At 73.0% G+C, this 17,485-nt stretch carries 16 protein-coding genes; 5 read left to right on the top strand and 11 right to left on the bottom strand.

Translation table 11 applies throughout. The features are described from left to right. Genes IO20_RS0134745 through IO20_RS0134755 form a run of 3 tightly spaced genes read right to left on the bottom strand, consistent with a single transcriptional unit; the run spans nt 1 to nt 2,908 of the window. On the bottom strand, nt 1-849 hold the full coding sequence (locus IO20_RS0134745) for an ABC transporter ATP-binding protein (protein ID WP_031127845.1): 849 nt from the start codon (nt 847-849) through the stop codon (nt 1-3). Then, nucleotides 846-1,907, bottom strand: coding sequence for a FecCD family ABC transporter permease (locus IO20_RS0134750; RefSeq protein ID WP_030550124.1), 1,062 nt, complete (start codon nt 1,905-1,907; stop codon nt 846-848). The genes IO20_RS0134745 and IO20_RS0134750 overlap by 4 nt, the downstream gene beginning before the upstream one ends. Beyond that, nucleotides 1,904-2,908, bottom strand: coding sequence for a FecCD family ABC transporter permease (locus IO20_RS0134755; RefSeq protein WP_030550121.1), 1,005 nt, complete (start codon nt 2,906-2,908; stop codon nt 1,904-1,906). Before IO20_RS0134755 ends, IO20_RS0134750 begins: the two co-directional genes overlap by 4 nt. Before the next feature lie 132 nt (nt 2,909-3,040). Between IO20_RS0134755 and IO20_RS0134760 the strand changes: the two genes are divergently transcribed. After that, entirely contained in the window at nt 3,041-3,700 is a 660-nt protein-coding gene (locus IO20_RS0134760; protein ID WP_030550120.1) for an HAD family hydrolase, read from the top strand. Here IO20_RS0134760 and IO20_RS0134765 read toward each other — a convergent pair. Further along, a complete protein-coding gene (locus IO20_RS0134765) occupies nt 3,688-3,966 on the bottom strand; it encodes a membrane protein (RefSeq protein WP_030550119.1) in 279 nt (92 codons plus the stop codon). The genes IO20_RS0134760 and IO20_RS0134765 overlap by 13 nt on opposite strands. Before the next feature lie 141 nt (nt 3,967-4,107). On the opposite strand from IO20_RS0134765, the gene IO20_RS42115 reads away from it, so the two are divergent. Further along, the gene (locus IO20_RS42115; protein ID WP_030550118.1) at nt 4,108-4,491 is read left to right on the top strand and encodes a cold-shock protein; all 384 of its coding nucleotides are present in this window, start codon (nt 4,108-4,110) and stop codon (nt 4,489-4,491) included. Between the two features lie 10 nt (nt 4,492-4,501). On the opposite strand, the gene IO20_RS0134775 is transcribed toward IO20_RS42115, so the two are convergent. From IO20_RS0134775 to IO20_RS0134790, 4 genes are all read right to left on the bottom strand, one after another. Continuing rightward, entirely contained in the window at nt 4,502-5,356 is an 855-nt protein-coding gene (locus IO20_RS0134775) for a 1,4-dihydroxy-6-naphtoate synthase (protein ID WP_030550117.1), read from the bottom strand. 22 nt (nt 5,357-5,378) lie between these two features. Beyond that, nucleotides 5,379-6,152, bottom strand: a complete 774-nt coding sequence (locus IO20_RS0134780) for a futalosine hydrolase (protein ID WP_030550116.1) — start codon at nt 6,150-6,152, stop codon at nt 5,379-5,381. A gap of 7 nt (nt 6,153-6,159) precedes the next feature. Then, on the bottom strand, nt 6,160-6,639 hold the full coding sequence (locus IO20_RS0134785) for a hypothetical protein (RefSeq protein ID WP_030550115.1): 480 nt from the start codon (nt 6,637-6,639) through the stop codon (nt 6,160-6,162). A 95-nt stretch (nt 6,640-6,734) separates the two neighbouring features. Further along, on the bottom strand, nt 6,735-8,114 hold the full coding sequence (locus IO20_RS0134790; RefSeq protein WP_031127848.1) for an MFS transporter: 1,380 nt from the start codon (nt 8,112-8,114) through the stop codon (nt 6,735-6,737). Nucleotides 8,115-8,651: 537 nt separating this feature from the next. On the opposite strand from IO20_RS0134790, the gene IO20_RS0134795 reads away from it, so the two are divergent. Both IO20_RS0134795 and IO20_RS0134800 read left to right on the top strand, forming a co-directional pair. Further along, nucleotides 8,652-9,581 carry a DUF3027 domain-containing protein gene (locus tag IO20_RS0134795; RefSeq protein WP_030550106.1) on the top strand — a complete coding sequence of 310 codons (930 nt, stop codon included), beginning with the start codon at nt 8,652-8,654 and terminating at the stop codon, nt 9,579-9,581. Between the two features lie 180 nt (nt 9,582-9,761). Next, entirely contained in the window at nt 9,762-12,983 is a 3,222-nt protein-coding gene (locus IO20_RS0134800; protein WP_051874469.1) for a sacsin N-terminal ATP-binding-like domain-containing protein, read from the top strand. A gap of 45 nt (nt 12,984-13,028) precedes the next feature. Here the strand turns inward: IO20_RS0134800 and IO20_RS0134805 are convergent, their stop codons facing one another. After that, nucleotides 13,029-13,478 (bottom strand): SRPBCC family protein, encoded by a 450-nt coding sequence (locus IO20_RS0134805; RefSeq protein ID WP_030550102.1) that lies wholly within the window; start codon nt 13,476-13,478, stop codon nt 13,029-13,031. A 267-nt stretch (nt 13,479-13,745) separates the two neighbouring features. On the opposite strand from IO20_RS0134805, the gene IO20_RS0134810 reads away from it, so the two are divergent. Continuing rightward, nucleotides 13,746-14,354, top strand: coding sequence for an HIT family protein (locus tag IO20_RS0134810; RefSeq protein WP_030550100.1), 609 nt, complete (start codon nt 13,746-13,748; stop codon nt 14,352-14,354). 275 nt (nt 14,355-14,629) lie between these two features. Here IO20_RS0134810 and IO20_RS0134820 read toward each other — a convergent pair whose 3' ends face one another. Both IO20_RS0134820 and IO20_RS0134825 read right to left on the bottom strand, forming a co-directional pair. Continuing rightward, on the bottom strand, nt 14,630-17,038 hold the full coding sequence (locus tag IO20_RS0134820) for an HAD-IC family P-type ATPase (protein ID WP_030550098.1): 2,409 nt from the start codon (nt 17,036-17,038) through the stop codon (nt 14,630-14,632). Between the two features lie 121 nt (nt 17,039-17,159). Further along, nucleotides 17,160-17,447 carry a DUF2530 domain-containing protein gene (locus IO20_RS0134825; RefSeq protein ID WP_030550096.1) on the bottom strand — a complete coding sequence of 96 codons (288 nt, stop codon included), beginning with the start codon at nt 17,445-17,447 and terminating at the stop codon, nt 17,160-17,162. Nucleotides 17,448-17,485 lie beyond the last annotated feature (38 nt).

Consider the following 17,485-nt stretch of genomic DNA (forward strand, 5'->3'; position numbering starts at 1 on the left):
TCAGCCCCGCAGCGGCTTCGACAGGCTCGCGTCCGGCTCCGGCTCCCCGTCCTCCTCCGTGTCCGGGCGCCACGGAGCCCCCGGTACCACCAGGGGCGAACCCGTCACCGGGTCCGGGACGACGACCGACGTCAGGCCGAACACGTCCCGTACGAGTTCCTCCGTCACGATCTCGCCCGGCGGGCCCTCCGCGACCACCCGGCCCGCCTTCATGGCGACCAGGTGGTCGGCGTACCGGGCGGCCTGGTTCAGGTCGTGGAGGACCAGGACGACCGTGCGGCCGCGCAGCCGGTTCAGGCGGCGGACCAGGTCGAGGACCTCCACCTGGTGGGAGATGTCCAGGTAGGTGGTGGGCTCGTCGAGGAGCAGCAGGTCGGTCTCCTGCGCGAGGGCCATCGCGATCCACACCCGCTGCCGCTGCCCGCCGGAGAGCGCGTCGACGGACCGGTCGGCGAGCGCGGCGACGTCCGTGCGTTCCATGGCGTCGGAGACGGCCCGCTCGTCCTCCTCGGACCACTGCTTCCACCAGGCCTGGTGCGGCTGCCGGCCGCGCGAGACCAGGTCGGCGACGGTGATCGCCTCGGGCGCCACCGGCGTCTGCGGCAGCAGTCCGATGGAGCGGGCGATGCGCTTCGTGGGGAGCTTCGCGAGTTCCTCGCCGTCGAGGAGCACCGCGCCGCCGGCCGGCTTGAGGAGCCGGCCGAGCGCCCGCAGGGTGGTGGACTTGCCGCAGGCGTTGGGGCCGACGATCACGGTCACCTTGCCGTCGGGGATCGCGAGGTCGAGTTCGTGGACGACGGTGCGGTCCTCGTAGGCGAGCGTCAGCTCGCGCGCGGTCAGCCTGCTCACGCCTTGCCTCCTGCGGATGCGGTACGGCTCCGGACGATGAGCCAGATCAGATACGGGGCGCCGACCGCCGCCGTGAGGACTCCCACCGGCAGTTCGACGGGGGAGAGGAGCCGCCTGCCGAGCAGGTCGGCGAGGACGACGACCGCGGCGCCGGTCAGCGCGGAGCAGAGCAGCGGGATCTGCGCGGTCCTGGTCATGCGCCGGGCGATCTGCGGGGCGAGGAGCGCCACGAAGTCGACGGGCCCCGCGACGCCGGTCGCGACGGACGCGAGGACGACGCCGACGGCGACGAGCCCGAGCCGGACGCCGCCGAGGCGTACGCCGAGCGCGGTCGCCGTGTCGTCGTCGAGGGACACGGTCCGCTGGGCGCGGGCCGCCCACAGCACGGCGGGCAGCATGAGGAGCAGCGTCCAGCGGATGGGCGCGGACTCGTCCCAGCCGCGCCCGTTGAGGGAGCCGGTCATCCAGATCTGGGCCTGCTGGGCGACGAGGTAGTCGCCCTTGGTCATGAAGAGGGTGGTGAGGGACCGCAGGGCGATGGCGAAGCCGATGCCGATGAGGACGAAGCGGGTGGCGTGCAGTCCGCCGCGCCAGGCGAAGACGTACACGAGCGCGGCGGCGAGGACGCCGCCGGCGATCGAGAGGTACGGCAGGACGGTGTACGAGGTGAGGCCGAAGGTCATCGCGGCGACGGTGACGGCTCCGGCGCCCTGGCTGATGCCGATGATGTCGGGGCTGGCGAGCGGGTTGCGGGCGACGGTCTGGATGAGCGCGCCGGCGATCCCGAAGGCGGCGCCGACGGCGAGGGCGACGACGAGCCGGGGCTCGCGGAGTTCCTCGACGACGAACGTGGAGGGCGACGGCTGCCCGAGCAGGATCCGTACGACCTCGGTGGGGCCGACGAACCGTTCGCCGACGCAGAGGTAGGCGACGGAGGCCGCGGCGAGCAGGAGCAGCAGGCCCACGGCGACGAGGGCGGAGCGCCGGTGGAGCAGGAAGGAGGCGCGTCCGGCGCGGACGATCCCGTAGCCCGCGGGCCTCAGGTTCACGGTGGTCACGCGGGCACCGCCTTCCGGCGTACGAGCGTGACCAGGAACGGCACGCCGATCAGGGCGGTCATCACTCCGGCCGGTACCTCGCCCGGCGGGAACACGATCCGTCCGGCGACGTCGGCGACGAGCAGCATCACCGGGCCGATGACGGCGGCCATCGGCAGGACCCAGCGGTGGTCGGAGCCGACGATGGCCCGTGCGATGTGGGGGACGGCGAGGCCGACGAAGGCGACGGGTCCCGCGGCGGCGACGGCCGCGCCGGTGAGGACGGTCGCGCCGATCCCGCCGACGATCCGTACGGTCGCGACGCGCTGCCCGAGCCCCTTGGCGACGTCCTCGCCGAGCGCGAGCGCGTCGAGCCCGCGGGCCACGGAGACGACGAGGACCGCGCCGAGCAGCAGGAAGGGCCAGATCTGGCCGACGATCTGGGTGTCGCGGCCGTCGAGCGAGCCGATCTGCCAGAACCGGAACTCGTCGAGGGCGGAGGCCCTGGTGGTGAGGATGCCGGTGGTGACGGAGAGCAGCAGCGCGTTGATCGCGGCGCCGCCGAGCGCCAGCTTCACGGGGGTGGCGCCGCCGCGTCCGCCGGAGGCGACGGCGTGGACGGCGACCGCGGCGAGCGCGGCTCCGGCGAAGGCGAACCACACGTAGCCGGTGAGGCTGTGCACCCCGAAGAAGGCGATGGCGAGGACGACGCCGACGGAGGAGCCCTGGCTGATGCCGAGGATGCCGGGGTCGGCGATCGGGTTGCGGGTGATGCCCTGGAGGGCGGTGCCGGCGAGCGCGAGGGCGGCACCGACCATCAGCCCGATGAGCGTGCGGGGGACGCGCAGCTGCCGTACGACCTCGGCGTCGGGGCTCGTACCGCCGTGCAGCAGGGCGTCGAACACCGTGGACGGGGCGATGGCGCGGGCGCCGACGGCGAGGCTGAGGAGGACGGCGAGGAGCAGGGCGACGACAGCCGCCGAGGTCGCGAGGACCCGTCTGGTACGGAAAGCGGCTGGCATCAGGACCCATCGGGTGGTGCGTCGGGGGTGCGGCGGTGGTACGTCGGGAGTGCGGGGTTCGGTAAGGCTTGGCTCAGTGTAAGCAGCACCGAGATTCGAACACCCGACCCGGAGGTCCCCCAGAATGAGTGCATGACGACCACGCCCGCCACGCCCGCCGCCCCCACGCCCCCGCCCGCCCCCGGCTCCCCGCTCACCGTCGGCTTCGACCTCGACCTGACGCTGATCGACACCCGCCCCGGCATCAGGGCGGCCTGGCAGGCCTTCGCCGCCGAGACCGGCGCCGAGATCGACGCGGACCTCGTCGTCACCCGCCTCGGCCCGCCCCTCGAACACGAGATGGCGTACTGGTTCCCCGAGGAGCACGTCACGGAGATGGTGGCCCGCTACCGGGCGCTCTACCCGACGTACGCGATCGAGCCCTCGCACCCGATGCCGGGCGCCCGGGACGCGATCGAGGCGGTACGCGAGGCCGGCGGGCGCACCATCGTCGTCACCGCGAAGAACGGCCCGCACGCCGAGCTGCACCTCGCGCACCTCGGCATCACCCCGGACGCCGTCGCGGGCGGCCTGTGGGCCGAGGGCAAGGCGGAGGCCCTGCGCGCCCACGGCGCCCGGGTGTACGTCGGGGACCACGTCGGGGACGTCCGCGGCGCCATGACGGCGGGCGCCCTGTCGGTGGCCGTGGCGACCGGCCCCTGCGCCGCCGAGGAGCTGAAGGAGGCCGGCGCGGACGTGGTCCTGCCTGACCTGACGGACTTCCGTCCCTGGTGGGAGGGCTACCTGGCCTGAACCGGTGCGGCGGCCCCGGCCTTGGCCTGCCGCCGCTGCGCGGCGATGGCCCGCAGCACACCGGCGCCGGCGACGAGGAATCCGACGCCCATCAGCATGGAGACGGTGTACGCGACGGTGGGGAACGGGTCGGTGCCGAGGAACAGCGGAGCCACGGTGACCAGCGTCGCCACCGCGCCGACGGCGAAGAGGACGACACCGGCCTTGACGAGGCCGTCACCCGGAGCGCTGTCGTTCGCCGGTGCGGCAGGGGTTTCACTACGCATCCAGCCAGGGTAGTTCCCAGGCCACAGGAACACACCGGCACCGTCTTGTCACCGGCCTCCGGGCCATTAGCCTTGGTGCCGGCGGGTCGGTGGACCCGCTGTTCGCCATACCCGACGACGAGTACGAGGACGAGGACAGACGTGCCTACCGGCAAGGTCAAATGGTTCAACCCCGAGAAGGGCTTCGGCTTTCTCTCCCGTGACGACGGCGGCGACGTCTTCGTCCACTCGTCGGTGCTCCCTGCCGGAGTCGACGCACTGAAGCCGGGGCAGCGGGTGGAGTTCGGGGTCGTCGCCGGTCAGCGCGGCGACCAGGCGCTCACCGTCACGATCCTCGACCCGACCCCGTCCGTCGCCGCGGCCCAGCGCCGCAAGCCCGACGAACTGGCGTCCATCGTGCAGGACCTGACGACGCTCCTGGAGAACATCACACCGGCCCTGGAACGGGGCCGCTACCCGGAGAAGACCCAGGGCAAGAAGATCGCCGGCCTGCTGCGCGCGGTCGCCGACCAGCTCGACGTGTAGTCCGGAAGGTTCAGGGGAACGACAGCGCGTCCGGGCCGAGGGGCGGTACGAGTCCCTCGGCCGCGGCGCGGGTGAGCAGCCCGCGGACCGCCGCGTAGCCGTGCTCGCCGAGGTCGGCCGTGAACTCGTTGACGTAGAGGCCGATGTGCTGGTCGGCCACCTTCGGGTCCATCTCCTGCGCGTGCTCCAGGACGTACGGGCGGGAGACCGACGGGTCGTCCCAGGCCATCCGTACCGAGGCGCGGGCGGCCTCGGCGAGCCGCTCGAGGGTCTCGGCGCCCAGCGAGCGGCGGGCGACGATCGCGCCGAGCGGGATCGGCAGCCCGGTCGTGGACTCCCAGTGCTCGCCCATGTCGGCGAGGCAGTGCAGTCCGTACTCCCGGTACGTGAAGCGGGCCTCGTGGATGACGAGCCCCGCGTCGACCTTCCCGTCGCGTACGGCGGGCATGATCTCGTGGAACGGCATCACGACGACGTTCCCGACCCCGCCCGGCACGCTCTCGGCCGCCCACAGCCGGAACAGCAGGTACGCGGTGGACCGCTCGCTCGGCACCGCGACCGTCTTCCCCGCGAGATCGGCCCCGGTGCCGTCCTCGCGCGTGAGGACCAGCGGCCCGCAGCCGCGGCCCAGGGCGCCGCCGCAGGGCAGCAGCGCGTACTCGTCGAGGATCCACGGCAGCACGGCGTACGACACCTTGAGGACGTCGTGGTCGTCGTCACCGCCCTCCGCCCAGCCGTTGGTGACGTCGATGTCCGCGAAGGTCACGTCGAGCCGGGGCGCCCCGGGGACGCGGCCGTGGGCCCAGGCGTCGAAGACGAAGGTGTCGTTCGGGCAGGGCGAGTAGGCGATCTTCAGCTTGGTCACGACGGCTCCAGCTCCAGCTTGGTCACGACGGGTCAAGGTCCACGAAGACGGTCTTGCCGAGCAGCCCGAAGGCGTGCCCGAGCGATTCCAGGGCCTCGCCGATGCGCCAGGCGGCGCGGTCGCGGGGGCCGACGGCGTTCGACACGGCGCGGATCTCGACGGCGGGGACGCCGTACGCGGCGGCGGCCTCGGCGACGCCGAAGCCCTCCATCGCCTCGGCGGCGGCTCCGGGATGGCGTGCCGCGAGTTCGGCGGCGCGTCCGGCGGTGCCGGTGACGGTCGAGACGGTGAGGACGGGCCCGACGGTGTGCGCCCGGCCCCCGGCGGTGAGGGCGGCGGCGATACGGCCGGTCAGGGCCTCCGGCACGGCGTGCGCGGACCGGCCGAAGCCGAGTTCCTCGACGGTGAGGTAGCCGTCGGGGGTCTGGGCGCCGAGGTCGGCGGCGACGACGGACGCCGAGACGACGACCGACCCGATCGGCGCGAGGGGGACGAATCCGCCGGCGATCCCGGCGGAGACGATCAGGTCGTAGGGGGTGCCGGCGCCCGCTTCCGTCAGCGAGGCGTACGCGAGTGCCGTTCCCGTCGCGGCGGCGACGGCCGCGGGACCGACCCCGCCGACGAGCACGTCGACGAGCACGCCGGCGCGACCGGCCGGCGCCGACCCGTCCGTGTGGCGGCGCAGGACGAAGCCGCCCGGCAGCGGGACGAGCTCCTGGCCGCCGAGGCCGAGGCCGGCGGAGACGGAGTCCGCCTCCGCCGCCACGGCCGTCACGATCAGGATCCGGTGGAGCACCGGAGGATCAGGATTCCTTCTTCAGCTGGAAGTGCCAGACACCGGTCAGCTTCTTGCCGGTGTTCTCGACGATGGTCACCTGGGTCTTGTCGGTGGCCTCGCCGCCCTGGCTGGAGAAGAAGGCGCTGGCCGGAATGGTCCGGTACGTCTTCTTGTACGGCTCCGGCTCGGCCTGCTGGCCGCCGAGGAAGATCGTCCAGCCGTTGTCCGCGATCTCGGGGTCGACCCCGAAGCGGACCTTGTCGTCCATCGCGACGGTGATGGTCTTTTCGGCCTTCTTGTTGAGGCACTGCTGGATCTGCGACTCCTTGATGGCGTCGCCGTCGTTGTAGCAGGCGGCCTCGGAGTGGATCGAGTCGGTCCCGACCGTCACGGTCGCGAGCGGAGTCGGCTTGTCGCAGGCGGAGAGAACGAGGAGCCCGGCGGAGACGGCCCCGAGGGCGACGGCGGCCCGGCGGCCCGAGCCGGAGAAGAACGCAACGGTCATGAGCCGAAGGCTATCGGGCCGCCGCGCCCGCGCCACGCCGGGGTACGGCGTGCCGCCTTCCGGTACGGATCCGTACCCGGTCCGAACGAGAGGCCTCAGGCCACCGGGGTCTTCGGGCGGCCCTTGGAACCGGGCCTGCGCCGGGCCTCCGCGAGGAGGCCGCGGACCGCGAGCAGCGCGCCCACGCCCAGGAACCCGGCCGCCACGGCCATCCCCAGGGCGCCGTTCAGCGGCAGGGCGATGCCGATCGCGCCGCCCACCACCCACGCCATCTGCAGGGCCGTCTCGGAGCGCGCGAACGCCGAGGTCCGCACGACCTCCGGCACGTCCCGCTGGATCAGCGCGTCGAGGGACAGCTTCGACAGGGCCTGCGTGAGGCCCGCGACCGCGCCCAGGACGGCCACCATCACCCCGCCGAAGAACACCGCCGCGCAGATCGCCGTACCGCAGACCACGCTGATCATGGTGGCGATGATCACCTCGGGGCCGTGGCCCCGTTCCCGGAGCAGCGAGCCGACGGCCGTGCCGCACGCGTTGCCCACGCCCGCCGCCACGCCCACGATCCCCAGCGACACGGCGGCGCTCTGCCCCGACAGCGGGTGCTCGCGCAGCAGGAACGCCAGGAAGAAGATCAGGAAGCCCGACAGCATGCGCTGGGCGGCGTTCGCCTGGAGGCCGTGCAGCACCGAGGGGCCGACCGTCCGCAGACTGGGTTTCTTCTCGCCGTGCGTCAGCAGGTGCGCCCGCCGCTCGCCCTTCGCCGAGTCCACCTTGGGCGGCATCCGCAGCGCCCAGAACGCCCCCAGCAGGAACAGCGCGCACGCCCCGTACAAGGGATACGGCGGCCCGACCATCTGCAGCCCCGCCCCGACGGGCGCGGCGATCCCGGTCGCGAGCAGCCCGGCCAGGGTGACCCGGGAGTTCGCCTTCACGAGTGAGAACCCCGGTGGCAGGAGCCGCGGCACGACCGCGCTGCGCACCACCCCGTACGCCTTCGAGGCCACCAGGACCCCGAGCGCCGCCGGATACAGCTCGATGCCGCCGGTGGCGACCACCGCCGACATCATGATCGCGAGGACCGCGCGGGTCAGCATCGCGCCGGCCATCGCCGCCCGCCGCCCGTGCGGGATGCGGTCCAGGAGCGGACCGATCACCGGGGCGAGGAGGGTGAAGGGGGCCATCGTGATGGCGAGGTACAGGGCGACGCGGCCGCGGGCCTCGTCGGTCGGCACGGAGAAGAAGACGGTGGACGCGAGGGCGACGGTGATCATGACGTCCCCGGCGCCGTTCACGGCGTGCAGCTCGATCAGCTTGCCGAGCCCCGACTCGCCCGCGCCGTGCGCGTGGGTGGCCTTCCTGATGCCCTTGGCCGTCCCCGTGAAGGGCAGGTGCAGGGCGCGGCCGACCGACCGGCCCGCTCGGCGGAGCGGTCCGGCATGATCTTCGGATCGTGCGGGAGACCGTGCGGCTGCCACTCCGTCATAGTGCCCCACCGGCACGCCGGACGAACCGTGGCGCGGCGGGGAAGGCCCCTTCGGACCGCCTCGGGAACCCCACCCGAGGCACTCCGACGGCCCTCGGACCGGACGTGCAGCACCCCTCCCACCAGCCTCGGACGCCCCTCCGAGCCGTCCTGCGACCGCCCTCCGACTCTTGTCCAATCGTTCTCCAGCGGTCCTCAAGCCGCCCTCCAGCTGCCCTCCGGCCGGTCTCCGAACGCCCTCCGACCCCCCTCCGGCCGTCCGCGATCCGGGCCACTTGGGGCGGGCAGGTGGGCTGACGCCCGCGAACGGGGTAGCGTGCGTAGCGCGTCACCGGCGGAAGCTCTCGGCCGCGCGCCTCTTCGGCATCCCGCAGAATGGATGACGATAGGTGTGCCCGAGACATGCGAGACAAGTCGGGTGCGCGGACGTCGATGCGGCCCTCAGGTCCGCTCCGCCCGCCATCCGCGGCTTCGCTCCCGCCCCTCGGCCGGCGCACCCGTGAGACGGCGTAGGAGAGAAGCGATACCTGTGAGTGCTGCGACGACGCGAAGCGGTAGCCCGCGTACCCCGCGAGCCACGCGTACCCCCGACCGCCTGTGCGCGGAGGCCGTGGACCTCGCGCGGGAGGCCGCCGAGGAGGCGGCCGCCCCCGGCGTCGTCGGCGCACACGTCGAGGTGGTCGCGGAGGGTGACCGCGTCGTCACCCACTACTTCGAGTCTAAGGAACCCGGCTACCGGGGCTGGCGCTGGGCGGTCACCGTCACCCGCGCCTCCCGCGCCAAGAACGTCACGCTTGACGAAACCGTCCTGCTGCCCGGCTCCGACGCCCTCCTGGCCCCCGAGTGGGTGCCGTGGAGCGAGCGGCTCCGCCCCGGCGACATGGGCCCCGGCGACCTCCTCCCCACCGAGCAGGACGACCTGCGCCTGGAGCCCGGCTACACGGGCGAGGACGCGCCGCCGCCGAACTCCGTGGTGTCGGAGGAGCTGGAGGAGCACCTCGACACCGAGGACGCCGAGATCGTCACCCGTACCCCCGCGCGGGGGACGGTCGCCGCGGTCGCCGAGGAACTCGGCATGCGCCGGGCCAGGGTCCTTTCCCGGTACGGCCTGCACGTGGCGGCCGACCGCTGGGACGAGGCCTTCGGCGCCGCTACGCCGATGGCGCAGGCGGCCCCCGCCTCCTGCGAGTCCTGCGCCTTCCTGGTGCCGCTCGCCGGCTCCCTGAAGCAGGCGTTCGGCGTCTGCGCCAACGAGTTCTCCCCGGCCGACGGCCGCGTCGTCTCCCTCGCGTACGGCTGCGGCGGCCACTCGGAGGCCGCGATCATGCCGAAGCCGCCGCGCCCCGCGCCGCCGGTCTTCGACTCGACGGCCGTGGACGCCTTCCCGCTCCGTCCGGCCAAGGACTCCGGCTCGACGACGGAACCGGACGACTCCTTCGAGGACCTGGGGCACTCGTAGGCCCTGAAATCGCGGCCCGCCCCTGACCCGCACCGGACCCGTCCGGAGGCGTGGGAGGAGCGGGAAGCGGGACTCACGACCGACCCGGCCTGGCGGCAGGGCGGGTGCGGCGCGCGGTACCTTCGGGCCCCGGGACTTCGGGTCCCGGAAGCACGACACCCCCCGCGCCCCGCCCCCAGAGTGGAGTCAGACGTGAGCGTCAGCGTCCGGACGACGACCGACGGAACCGACCCCTTCGGCACCGCACGGCTGCGGCGGGGCGTGCTCGACGCCTGGGGCGCCTCGCCCGCCCGCTTCCGGGAGGACGCCAACGCCGAGGAGGACCTCGCCCTCGGCGGCTACCGCGACCGCCTCGTCGTCGAACTCGCCCAGAACGCCGCCGACGCCGCCCACCGCGCGGGCGTCACCGGCCGCCTCCGCCTCACCCTGCACCCCGCCGACCACGAGGGCCCCGCCGTCCTCGCCGCCGCCAACACCGGCGCGCCACTGGACGCCGCGGGCGCCGAGTCGCTGTCCACACTCCGCGCCTCCGCCAAGCGCGAGCAGACCTCCGGCGCCGTCGGCCGCTTCGGCGTCGGCTTCGCCGCCGTCCTCGCGGTGACCGACGAGCCCGCCGTCCTCGGCCGGCACGGCGGCGTCCGCTGGTCCCTCGCCGAGGCCCGCGGCCTCGCCGCCGAGACCGCCCGCTACAGCCCCGGCCTGGGCGACGAACTGCGCCGCCGCGACGGCCACGTACCCCTCCTGCGGCTTCCGCTGCCCGCCGAGGGCACCGCCCCCGAGGGCTACGACACCGTCGTCGTCCTCCCGCTGCGCGACACCGCCGCCCGCGACCTGGCCGAACGGCTCCTCGCCTCCGTCGACGACGCCCTGCTGCTCACCCTCCCCGGGCTCGCGGAGATCGTCGTCGAGACGGCCGAGGGCGTACGGACCCTCCGCCGCTCCGAGGACGACGGCTACGTCCGTGTCGACGACACCGCCACCGGCACCCACCGCTGGCGGACCGTCTCCCACGGCGGCCCGCTCGACGCCGAACTCCTCAAGGACCGCCCGGTCGAGGAGCGGCTCCGCCCCCACTGGTCCGTCACCTGGGCCGTCCCCGTGGACACCGAGGGCGCCCCGCGCCACCCGCGTACGACCCCGGTCGTGCACGCCCCCACGCCCACCGACGAGCCCCTCGGCATCCCCGCGCTCCTCATCGCCTCCCTGCCCCTGGACACCGCGCGACGGCACCCGGCGCCCGGCCCGCTCACCGACTTCCTGGTGCAGCGCGCGGCCGACGCGTACGCCGAACTCCTCGCCGAATGGCAGCCGGTGACGACCGCGACGCTCGACCTCGTCCCCGGCCCGCTCGGCAAGGGACCCCTCGACGGGGCGCTGCGCGAGGCCATCCTCGACCGGCTGCCGAGGGTCGCGTTCCTGGCACCGGCGGCCCCCTCCGAGGAACTCCCGGCACTCCGCCCGATCGAGGCCGAGGTAGCGGAGGGCGCGGGCGCGGAGACGGTCGCCGTCCTCGCGGAGGTCTTCCCGGCGCTCCTCCCGGCGGGCCTGGAACGCCGGCCGGAGCTGCGCACGCTCGGTGTCGGCCGCGTACCCCTGACGGAGGCGATCGACCGCCTGGCGGGGGTGGACAGGCCCCCGACGTGGTGGTGGCGCCTGTACGACTCCCTGGCGGGCGTCGACCCGGACCGCCTGACGGGCCTCCCGGTGCCGCTGGCGCAGCCGGACGGGGCACGGGGCACGGGGGCGGAGCCGAGGTCGGACGCGAGGTCGGACGCGGATACGGAGCCGGGGTCCCACTCCGAGGGAGGACCCGCCACCCGCGTCCGTACGGCGATCGGCCCCCGCCAGGTCCTCCTTCCGCAGGACAGGACTCCCGCGGAACTGACCCGGCTCGGCCTGAAGGTGGCCCACCCCGACGCCGCCCACCCGCTCCTGGAGAAGCTCGGCGCCCTGCCCGCCACACCCCGCGCGGTCCTCACGACCCCGCAGGTACGGGCGGCGGTCGCGGCCTCGCTCGACGCGGGCGAGATCTGGGACGAGGAGGCGCTGGACGCGGAGGAACTCGCGGACACGGTCCTCGCGCTGGTCAGGGACGCGGATCTCGACCCCGGCGACGAGCCCTGGCTCGGCGCGCTCGCCCTCCCCGACGAGGACGGCGAACTCTCTCCGGCGGGCGAACTCGTCCTCCCCGGCTCGCCCTTCGCCGCCGTCATGCGCGAGGACGAACTGCCGTACGTGGACGCGGACCTGGCCGCGCGCTGGGGCGAACAGCCCCTCGCCGCCTGCGGAGTCCTCGCGAACTTCGCCCTCGTCCGCGCCACCGACCTGCTCCTCGACCCGGACGAGGTCGAACCCCGCGAGGGCGACTACCCGGAGCCGGACGACGCCGGACTCCTCGACGCGGTCGACGTGTGGTGCGAGGACGTCCTCGACCGGCTGCCGGAAACGCCGGTGCCGCCGGTGGCGACGGAGATCGTGGCCGTACGGGACCTGGACCTCGTCGACGACGACGCCTGGCCGCAGGCCCTCGCGCTCCTGGCGCGGCCCCCGCTCAGGGACGCCCTCACCCAGCCGGTACGGGTCCTCCTGCCGGACGGCACGACGGAGACGGTCCGCTCGTACACGGCGTGGTGGCTCCGCGACCACCCGGTCCTGGACGGCCGGCGTCCGGCGGGCCTGCGCGCGGCGGGCTCGGACCCCCTCCTCATCGGCCTGTACGACTCCGCCGACGCGACCGGCTTCGAGGACGAGCAGGTCCTCCGGGCCCTGGGCGTCCGCACCTCGGTGACGGCGCTCCTCGAGGAACCGGGGGGCGCGGCGGAACTCCTGACCCGCCTGGCGGACCCGTCGAGGGAGGTCACGGGAGTCCAGCTGCACGCCCTGTACACGGCCCTGGCGGACCTGGACCCGGACCAGGTGACGCTCCCGGACGAACTGCGGGCGGTGGTCGACGGCGAGCTGGTGGTGGTCGACGCGTCGGAGGCCCTCGTGGCGGACGCCCCGGACCTCCTGCCCCTGACGGACGGGGTGCCGCTGCTGCCGGTGGCGCCGTCGCGGGCGGCGGACCTGGCGGAACTGTTCCAGGTACGGCGCCTGAGCGAGGCGGTGGAGGCGGAGGTCACGACGGTGGGCGAGGAGCACGAGGTCCCGCCCTCGGTCCACGCCCTCCTGGGCCCGTCGACGCCGTCCTCGTACCTCGAACACGAGGAGCTGCAGGCGGGCGGGGTGGAACTCGACTGGCGCCACACCCCGGACGGCGTCGTGCACGCCTCCACCCTGGAGGGCGTGGCGGCGGGCCTGGCCTGGGCGGCGGGCCAGTGGCCCCGCCGCTTCGAGGTGGCGGCCCTCCTGGAGGACCCGTCGAGGACGACGGAACTGGCGAGGGACCGCTGGTTCGACTGAGGGGTGGGGGACAGAGGGCGCCCTGCAGGGCGCCCCGCCCGGCCCCTACCGGGCGCCGGACTCCATCAGCTCCTTCAGGTGCTCTTCGTTCCGCGGCATCTCCTTGCGGATGTGCGGTTTGACCATGAACGGGACGAGGACCTTGCCGATGCCGTGCGACTCGAAGTCGATCGACAGGGTCAGCCGGGACCGCCGGCCGTCGTCGAGCGGCTCGATCGTCCCCTGGACGTCACCGCGGACCGGCCCGTCGACGCCGTGGAAGTGCCAGCTGCGCGACGGGACGAGCTCCCTGACCTCCATGGTCATGGGCATCTCGCGGCGCCCGATGCGGCGCTTGACGTGGATCCGGGAGCCGACCGCGAGCGGCCCGTCACTGAGCTTGCGCGCGGCGACGGCGCTCTCCTGCCACTCCGGCATGTGGGAGGGGTCCATCACATAGGAGAAGACTTCCTCGGGGCTGCGGGAGATGTCGATGGATTTCTCGATACGGGACATTGTGCCCCCTCGGTTAGTTCCTAGGACAAAATCATCCCACGCTTGAGGGCGACGGGGCGAGGCCTTGCGAGCCCTGGTGTGGCGGCCGGGGGCTCGGTGCGTAGTGGGGCCTGAAGCCCGGCCATCCGACCTCCCCGACCTGCTGAGCGCCGCAGGGCCGCCCCCTTCGACTTCCGCACACCGCGTGCCGGTCGAGACGGACCCACCTACCCCCGCCGCGAACCCCCCGCCCTTGCGGGGCGGCGAGGTCCAACTAGCCTTCGGGCCATGGCTTTGCGACCTGATGAGTTCTACGACCACGCGCTCGCTGCGACGGATGGTGAGCGCCGGCTGCCGCTCGCGCGGATGACGGGGTGGGATGTCAGCCCGTTCGAACCGGACGGGCTGCGCGTCGCGCCCCTGCGGCCTCCGGTGCTGCCCGAGCCGCCGCGCCACGGCGAGGACCCGTCGAACTGCGACGCGTGTCGTGACCAAGGCGATGGAATCTGGTTCAACGACAGTTGGCGGCTCACTCGGATCGCCGGAGTCGGTGTGCCGCTGGTGCTCATGCTCCATCCCCGCGAGCACTACGACATGGCTGACCTGCCCGATGAACTGGCGGCCGAGTTGGGGGTCCTGACCACTCACGTCGTCCGCCATGTGCAGGCCCTGGCGCACATCTCGCGCGCCCACGTCTACCGCATCGGGGACGGAGGCGCGCACCTGCACATCTGGTTCTTCGCCCGGCCCGAGGGGCAGGCGCAGCTCTACGGATCGTGGATGCCCGTCTGGGACGACCTGCTGCCGGAATACCCGGCGGATGTCGCGGAGGCGGACGCGGCCCTCGTGGCGGACGCGCTGGTCGCCTCCATCGGCGGCCGCCGGAAGGCCACGTGACGGGTTTCTGACGCCCGGACGCTCCGGGGCGTGCTCCGCCACGTCCCGGTGCTGCTCGACGCCCTGTTGATCAACGGCAGAGAACTGCCCAACCCGCCCCTCCCGCTCCCCAACTGGCCTTCCCACACGTTCGGGTGAAGGAGCGCCCGGAGTGCGGACGGATGCGGCACGGTCTGCCGCAACAACGGCATATGACAAGTCGGCCCCCGAAGCCGGACGCCCTCCACCGGCCCTCCGCCCTCCACCGGCCAGCCGCCTGACCGGTCCGGTGGCCTCTACGTCGGGAACCTGCGGCTCACCCAGTGCCATGACAGTTCGAGCAGCATGCCTCCCGCGGCCGCGATGACCACCGCCGCCCACGGCATCGTCGTGCCCACCAGTTTCAGGGCGAAGAAGTCCTGGAGCCAGGGGATGATCAGGACCAGGAGGAAGGCGCCTCCCATCGTGGCGACCAGGGTGAGGCGCCACCACGTGTAGGGGCGGGCGATGATCGCCAGGACCCACATCGAGACCAGGAACAGGGTGAGCGTGGCCGCGCTGGTCTCCGCCTCCAGGGCGCCCGCGCCGCTGTAGTGGTGGCGGGCCAGGAGGTACGTGGTGAAGGTGGCCGCCGCCGCGATGACGCCGCCGGGGATCGCGTACCGCATCACCCGGCGTACGAAGTTCGGCTTCGCCCGTTCCTTGTTGGGGGCGAGCGCGAGGAAGAAGGCCGGCACGCCGATCGTGAGGGTGGAGAGGAGCGTGAGGTGGCGGGGGAGGAAGGGGTACTCCACCTGGGAGACCACCACCAGGACCGCCAGGAGGACCGAGTAGACGGTCTTGGTGAGGAAGAGGGTCGCGACCCGCGTGATGTTGCCGATGACCCGGCGGCCCTCCGCCACCACCGACGGGAGGGTCGCGAAGCTGTTGTTCAGCAACACGATCTGGGCCACGGCCCTTGTCGCCTCCGAGCCCGAGCCCATCGACACGCCGATGTCGGCGTCCTTCAGGGCCAGGACGTCGTTGACGCCGTCGCCCGTCATGGCGACCGTGTGGCCGTGGGACTGGAGCGCCGCCACCATGTCCCGCTTCTGCTGCGGGGTGACCCGGCCGAAGATCGCGTTCTCGTCGAGGACCTTCGCCATTTCCTCCCGGTCGGTGGGGAGGGTGCGGGCGTCCACGGTGTTCGCCGCGCCGGCCATCTCGAGTTTTCCGGCCACCGCGCCGACCGAGATCGCGTTGTCGCCCGAGATGACCTTCGTGGCGACGTTCTGTTCGGCGAAGTAGGCGAGGGTGTCGGCCGCGTCAGGACGTAGGCGCTGTTCCAGGACGACGAGGGCCGTCGGGTGGGCGTCGTTGGCCACCTCGGGGGAGTCGAGGTCGTGGGGCGTGCTCGCGAGGAGCAGGACCCGCAGGCCCTGCTCGTTGAGGTGGTCGATCTCCTGGAGCGTCGGGTCGGCCGCCTTGAGCAGTACGTCGGGGGCGCCCAGGAGCCACGTGGAGTTCTCGCCGTCGCCCTCGCTGAACGCGGCGCCGCTGTACTTGCGCGCCGAGGAGAACGGCAGCGCCTCCGTGCACCGCCACTCCACCGTGTCCGGGTAGGCGTCGATGATGGCCTGGAGCGAGGCGTTCGGGCGCGGGTCGGATTCGCCGAGCGCGCCGAGGACCTTCCGTACGTACGTCTCGTCGCTGCCGTTCAGCGGGCGGAGTTCCGTGACGTCCATGCCGCCCTCGGTCAGCGTGCCCGTCTTGTCCAGGCAGACGACGTCGACGCGGGCGAGCCCTTCGATGGCGGGGAGCTCCTGCACCAGGCACTGCTTGCGGCCAAGGCGTACGACTCCGATCGCGAAGGCGACCGAGGTGAGCAGGACGAGGCCCTCGGGGATCATCGGGACGATGCCGCCGACCGTGCGGGCGATCGAGTTCTTGAGGTCGTTGTCCTTGACGACGAGCTGGCTGATGATCAGCCCGATCGCGGTCGGGACCATCATCCACGTCACGTACTTGAGGATCGTGGAGATGCCGCTGCGCAGTTCGGAGTGGACCAGGGTGAAGCGGGAGGCCTCTTCGGCGAGCTGGGCCGCGTACGCCTCGCGGCCGACCTTGGTGGCCGTGAAGGCGCCGCCGCCCGCGACGACGAACGAGCCGGACATCATCGGGTCGCCGGGTTTCTTCACCACCGGGTCGGCCTCGCCGGTGAGGAGGGACTCGTCGATCTCCAGGCTGTCGGCCTCGGCGACCTCGCCGTCGACGACGACCTTGTCGCCCGGACCGAGTTCGATGAGGTCGCCGAGGACGATCTCGGAGGTGGAGAGTTCGGCGGTGACGCCGTCCCGCCGGACGGTCGGTTTGGCCTCGCCGATGACGGCGAGTCCGTCGAGGGTCTTCTTGGCGCGGAGTTCCTGGATGATGCCGATGCCGGTGTTGGCGATGATCACGAAGCCGAAGAGGCTGTCCTGGATCGGCGCGACGATCAGCATGATCACCCAGAGCACGCCGATGATCGCGTTGAAGCGGGTGAAGACGTTGGCGCGGACGATGTCGGTGGTCGAGCGGGAGCTCCGTACCGGTACGTCGTTGACCTCGCCGCGCGCGACGCGTTCGGCGACCTCGGCCGAGGTGAGTCCGGCGGCGCGGTGCACGACGGGTGGTCCGGGCGCCTCGGTCTCGCTGCCGTCCGTGTCGATCTTCGCCCGCTGAGTCATGTTTTCGACGGTACGACCGGAACCGGGCGTTCACCTGCCGAGCAGGGCGAAGATCCGACCAGGGGAGGAGGGGAATGGTCCTGTGGTGCTACGGAACCAGGGCCTGTGCCAAGCGGCAGGCCTACGCGCCCGGTGTCGCCCCGGGGGTGGAACCCGCCGCCTTCGCCGCCTCGTGCCGCTTGATCGCCGCGTCCCGCTTCCGTACGTACCAGATGCCGATCAGGCCGAGTCCCGCGCCGGCCAGGCAGGTCCACACCCACCAGGTGAGGTCCCGGTCGTCGAACCAGCCGTAGAACGGGACCTGGACGAGGAAGAGGACGAACCAGAGGATCGTGCCGCCGGTGATGGTGGCGACGACGGGCCCTTCGAGGGGCTCGGGTGCCTCGTGCTTCGGTGTCCACTTCGCCATGCGCCCAGTCTAGGTGGCGGGGGAACGGGGCCGGTGGG

The sequence above is a fragment of the Streptomyces exfoliatus genome (genome assembly GCF_000725545.1).
Classification (GTDB): Bacteria; Actinomycetota; Actinomycetes; order Streptomycetales; family Streptomycetaceae; genus Streptomyces; species Streptomyces exfoliatus.

What these genes read in the sequence shown, in the direction of transcription:
- IO20_RS0134805 (WP_030550102.1), bottom strand. Translation starts at nt 13,478, where the DNA reads ATGTCCCGTATCGAGAAATCCATCGACATCTCCCGCAGCCCCGAGGAA.
- IO20_RS0134825 (WP_030550096.1), bottom strand. Translation starts at nt 17,447, where the DNA reads ATGGCGAAGTGGACACCGAAGCACGAGGCACCCGAGCCCCTCGAAGGG.
- IO20_RS0134755 (WP_030550121.1), bottom strand. Translation starts at nt 2,908, where the DNA reads ATGCCAGCCGCTTTCCGTACCAGACGGGTCCTCGCGACCTCGGCGGCT.
- IO20_RS0134765 (WP_030550119.1), bottom strand. Translation starts at nt 3,966, where the DNA reads ATGCGTAGTGAAACCCCTGCCGCACCGGCGAACGACAGCGCTCCGGGT.
- IO20_RS0134810 (WP_030550100.1), top strand. Translation starts at nt 13,746, where the DNA reads ATGGCTTTGCGACCTGATGAGTTCTACGACCACGCGCTCGCTGCGACG.
- IO20_RS0134820 (WP_030550098.1), bottom strand. Translation starts at nt 17,038, where the DNA reads ATGACTCAGCGGGCGAAGATCGACACGGACGGCAGCGAGACCGAGGCG.
- IO20_RS0134760 (WP_030550120.1), top strand. Translation starts at nt 3,041, where the DNA reads ATGACGACCACGCCCGCCACGCCCGCCGCCCCCACGCCCCCGCCCGCC.
- IO20_RS0134785 (WP_030550115.1), bottom strand. Translation starts at nt 6,639, where the DNA reads ATGACCGTTGCGTTCTTCTCCGGCTCGGGCCGCCGGGCCGCCGTCGCC.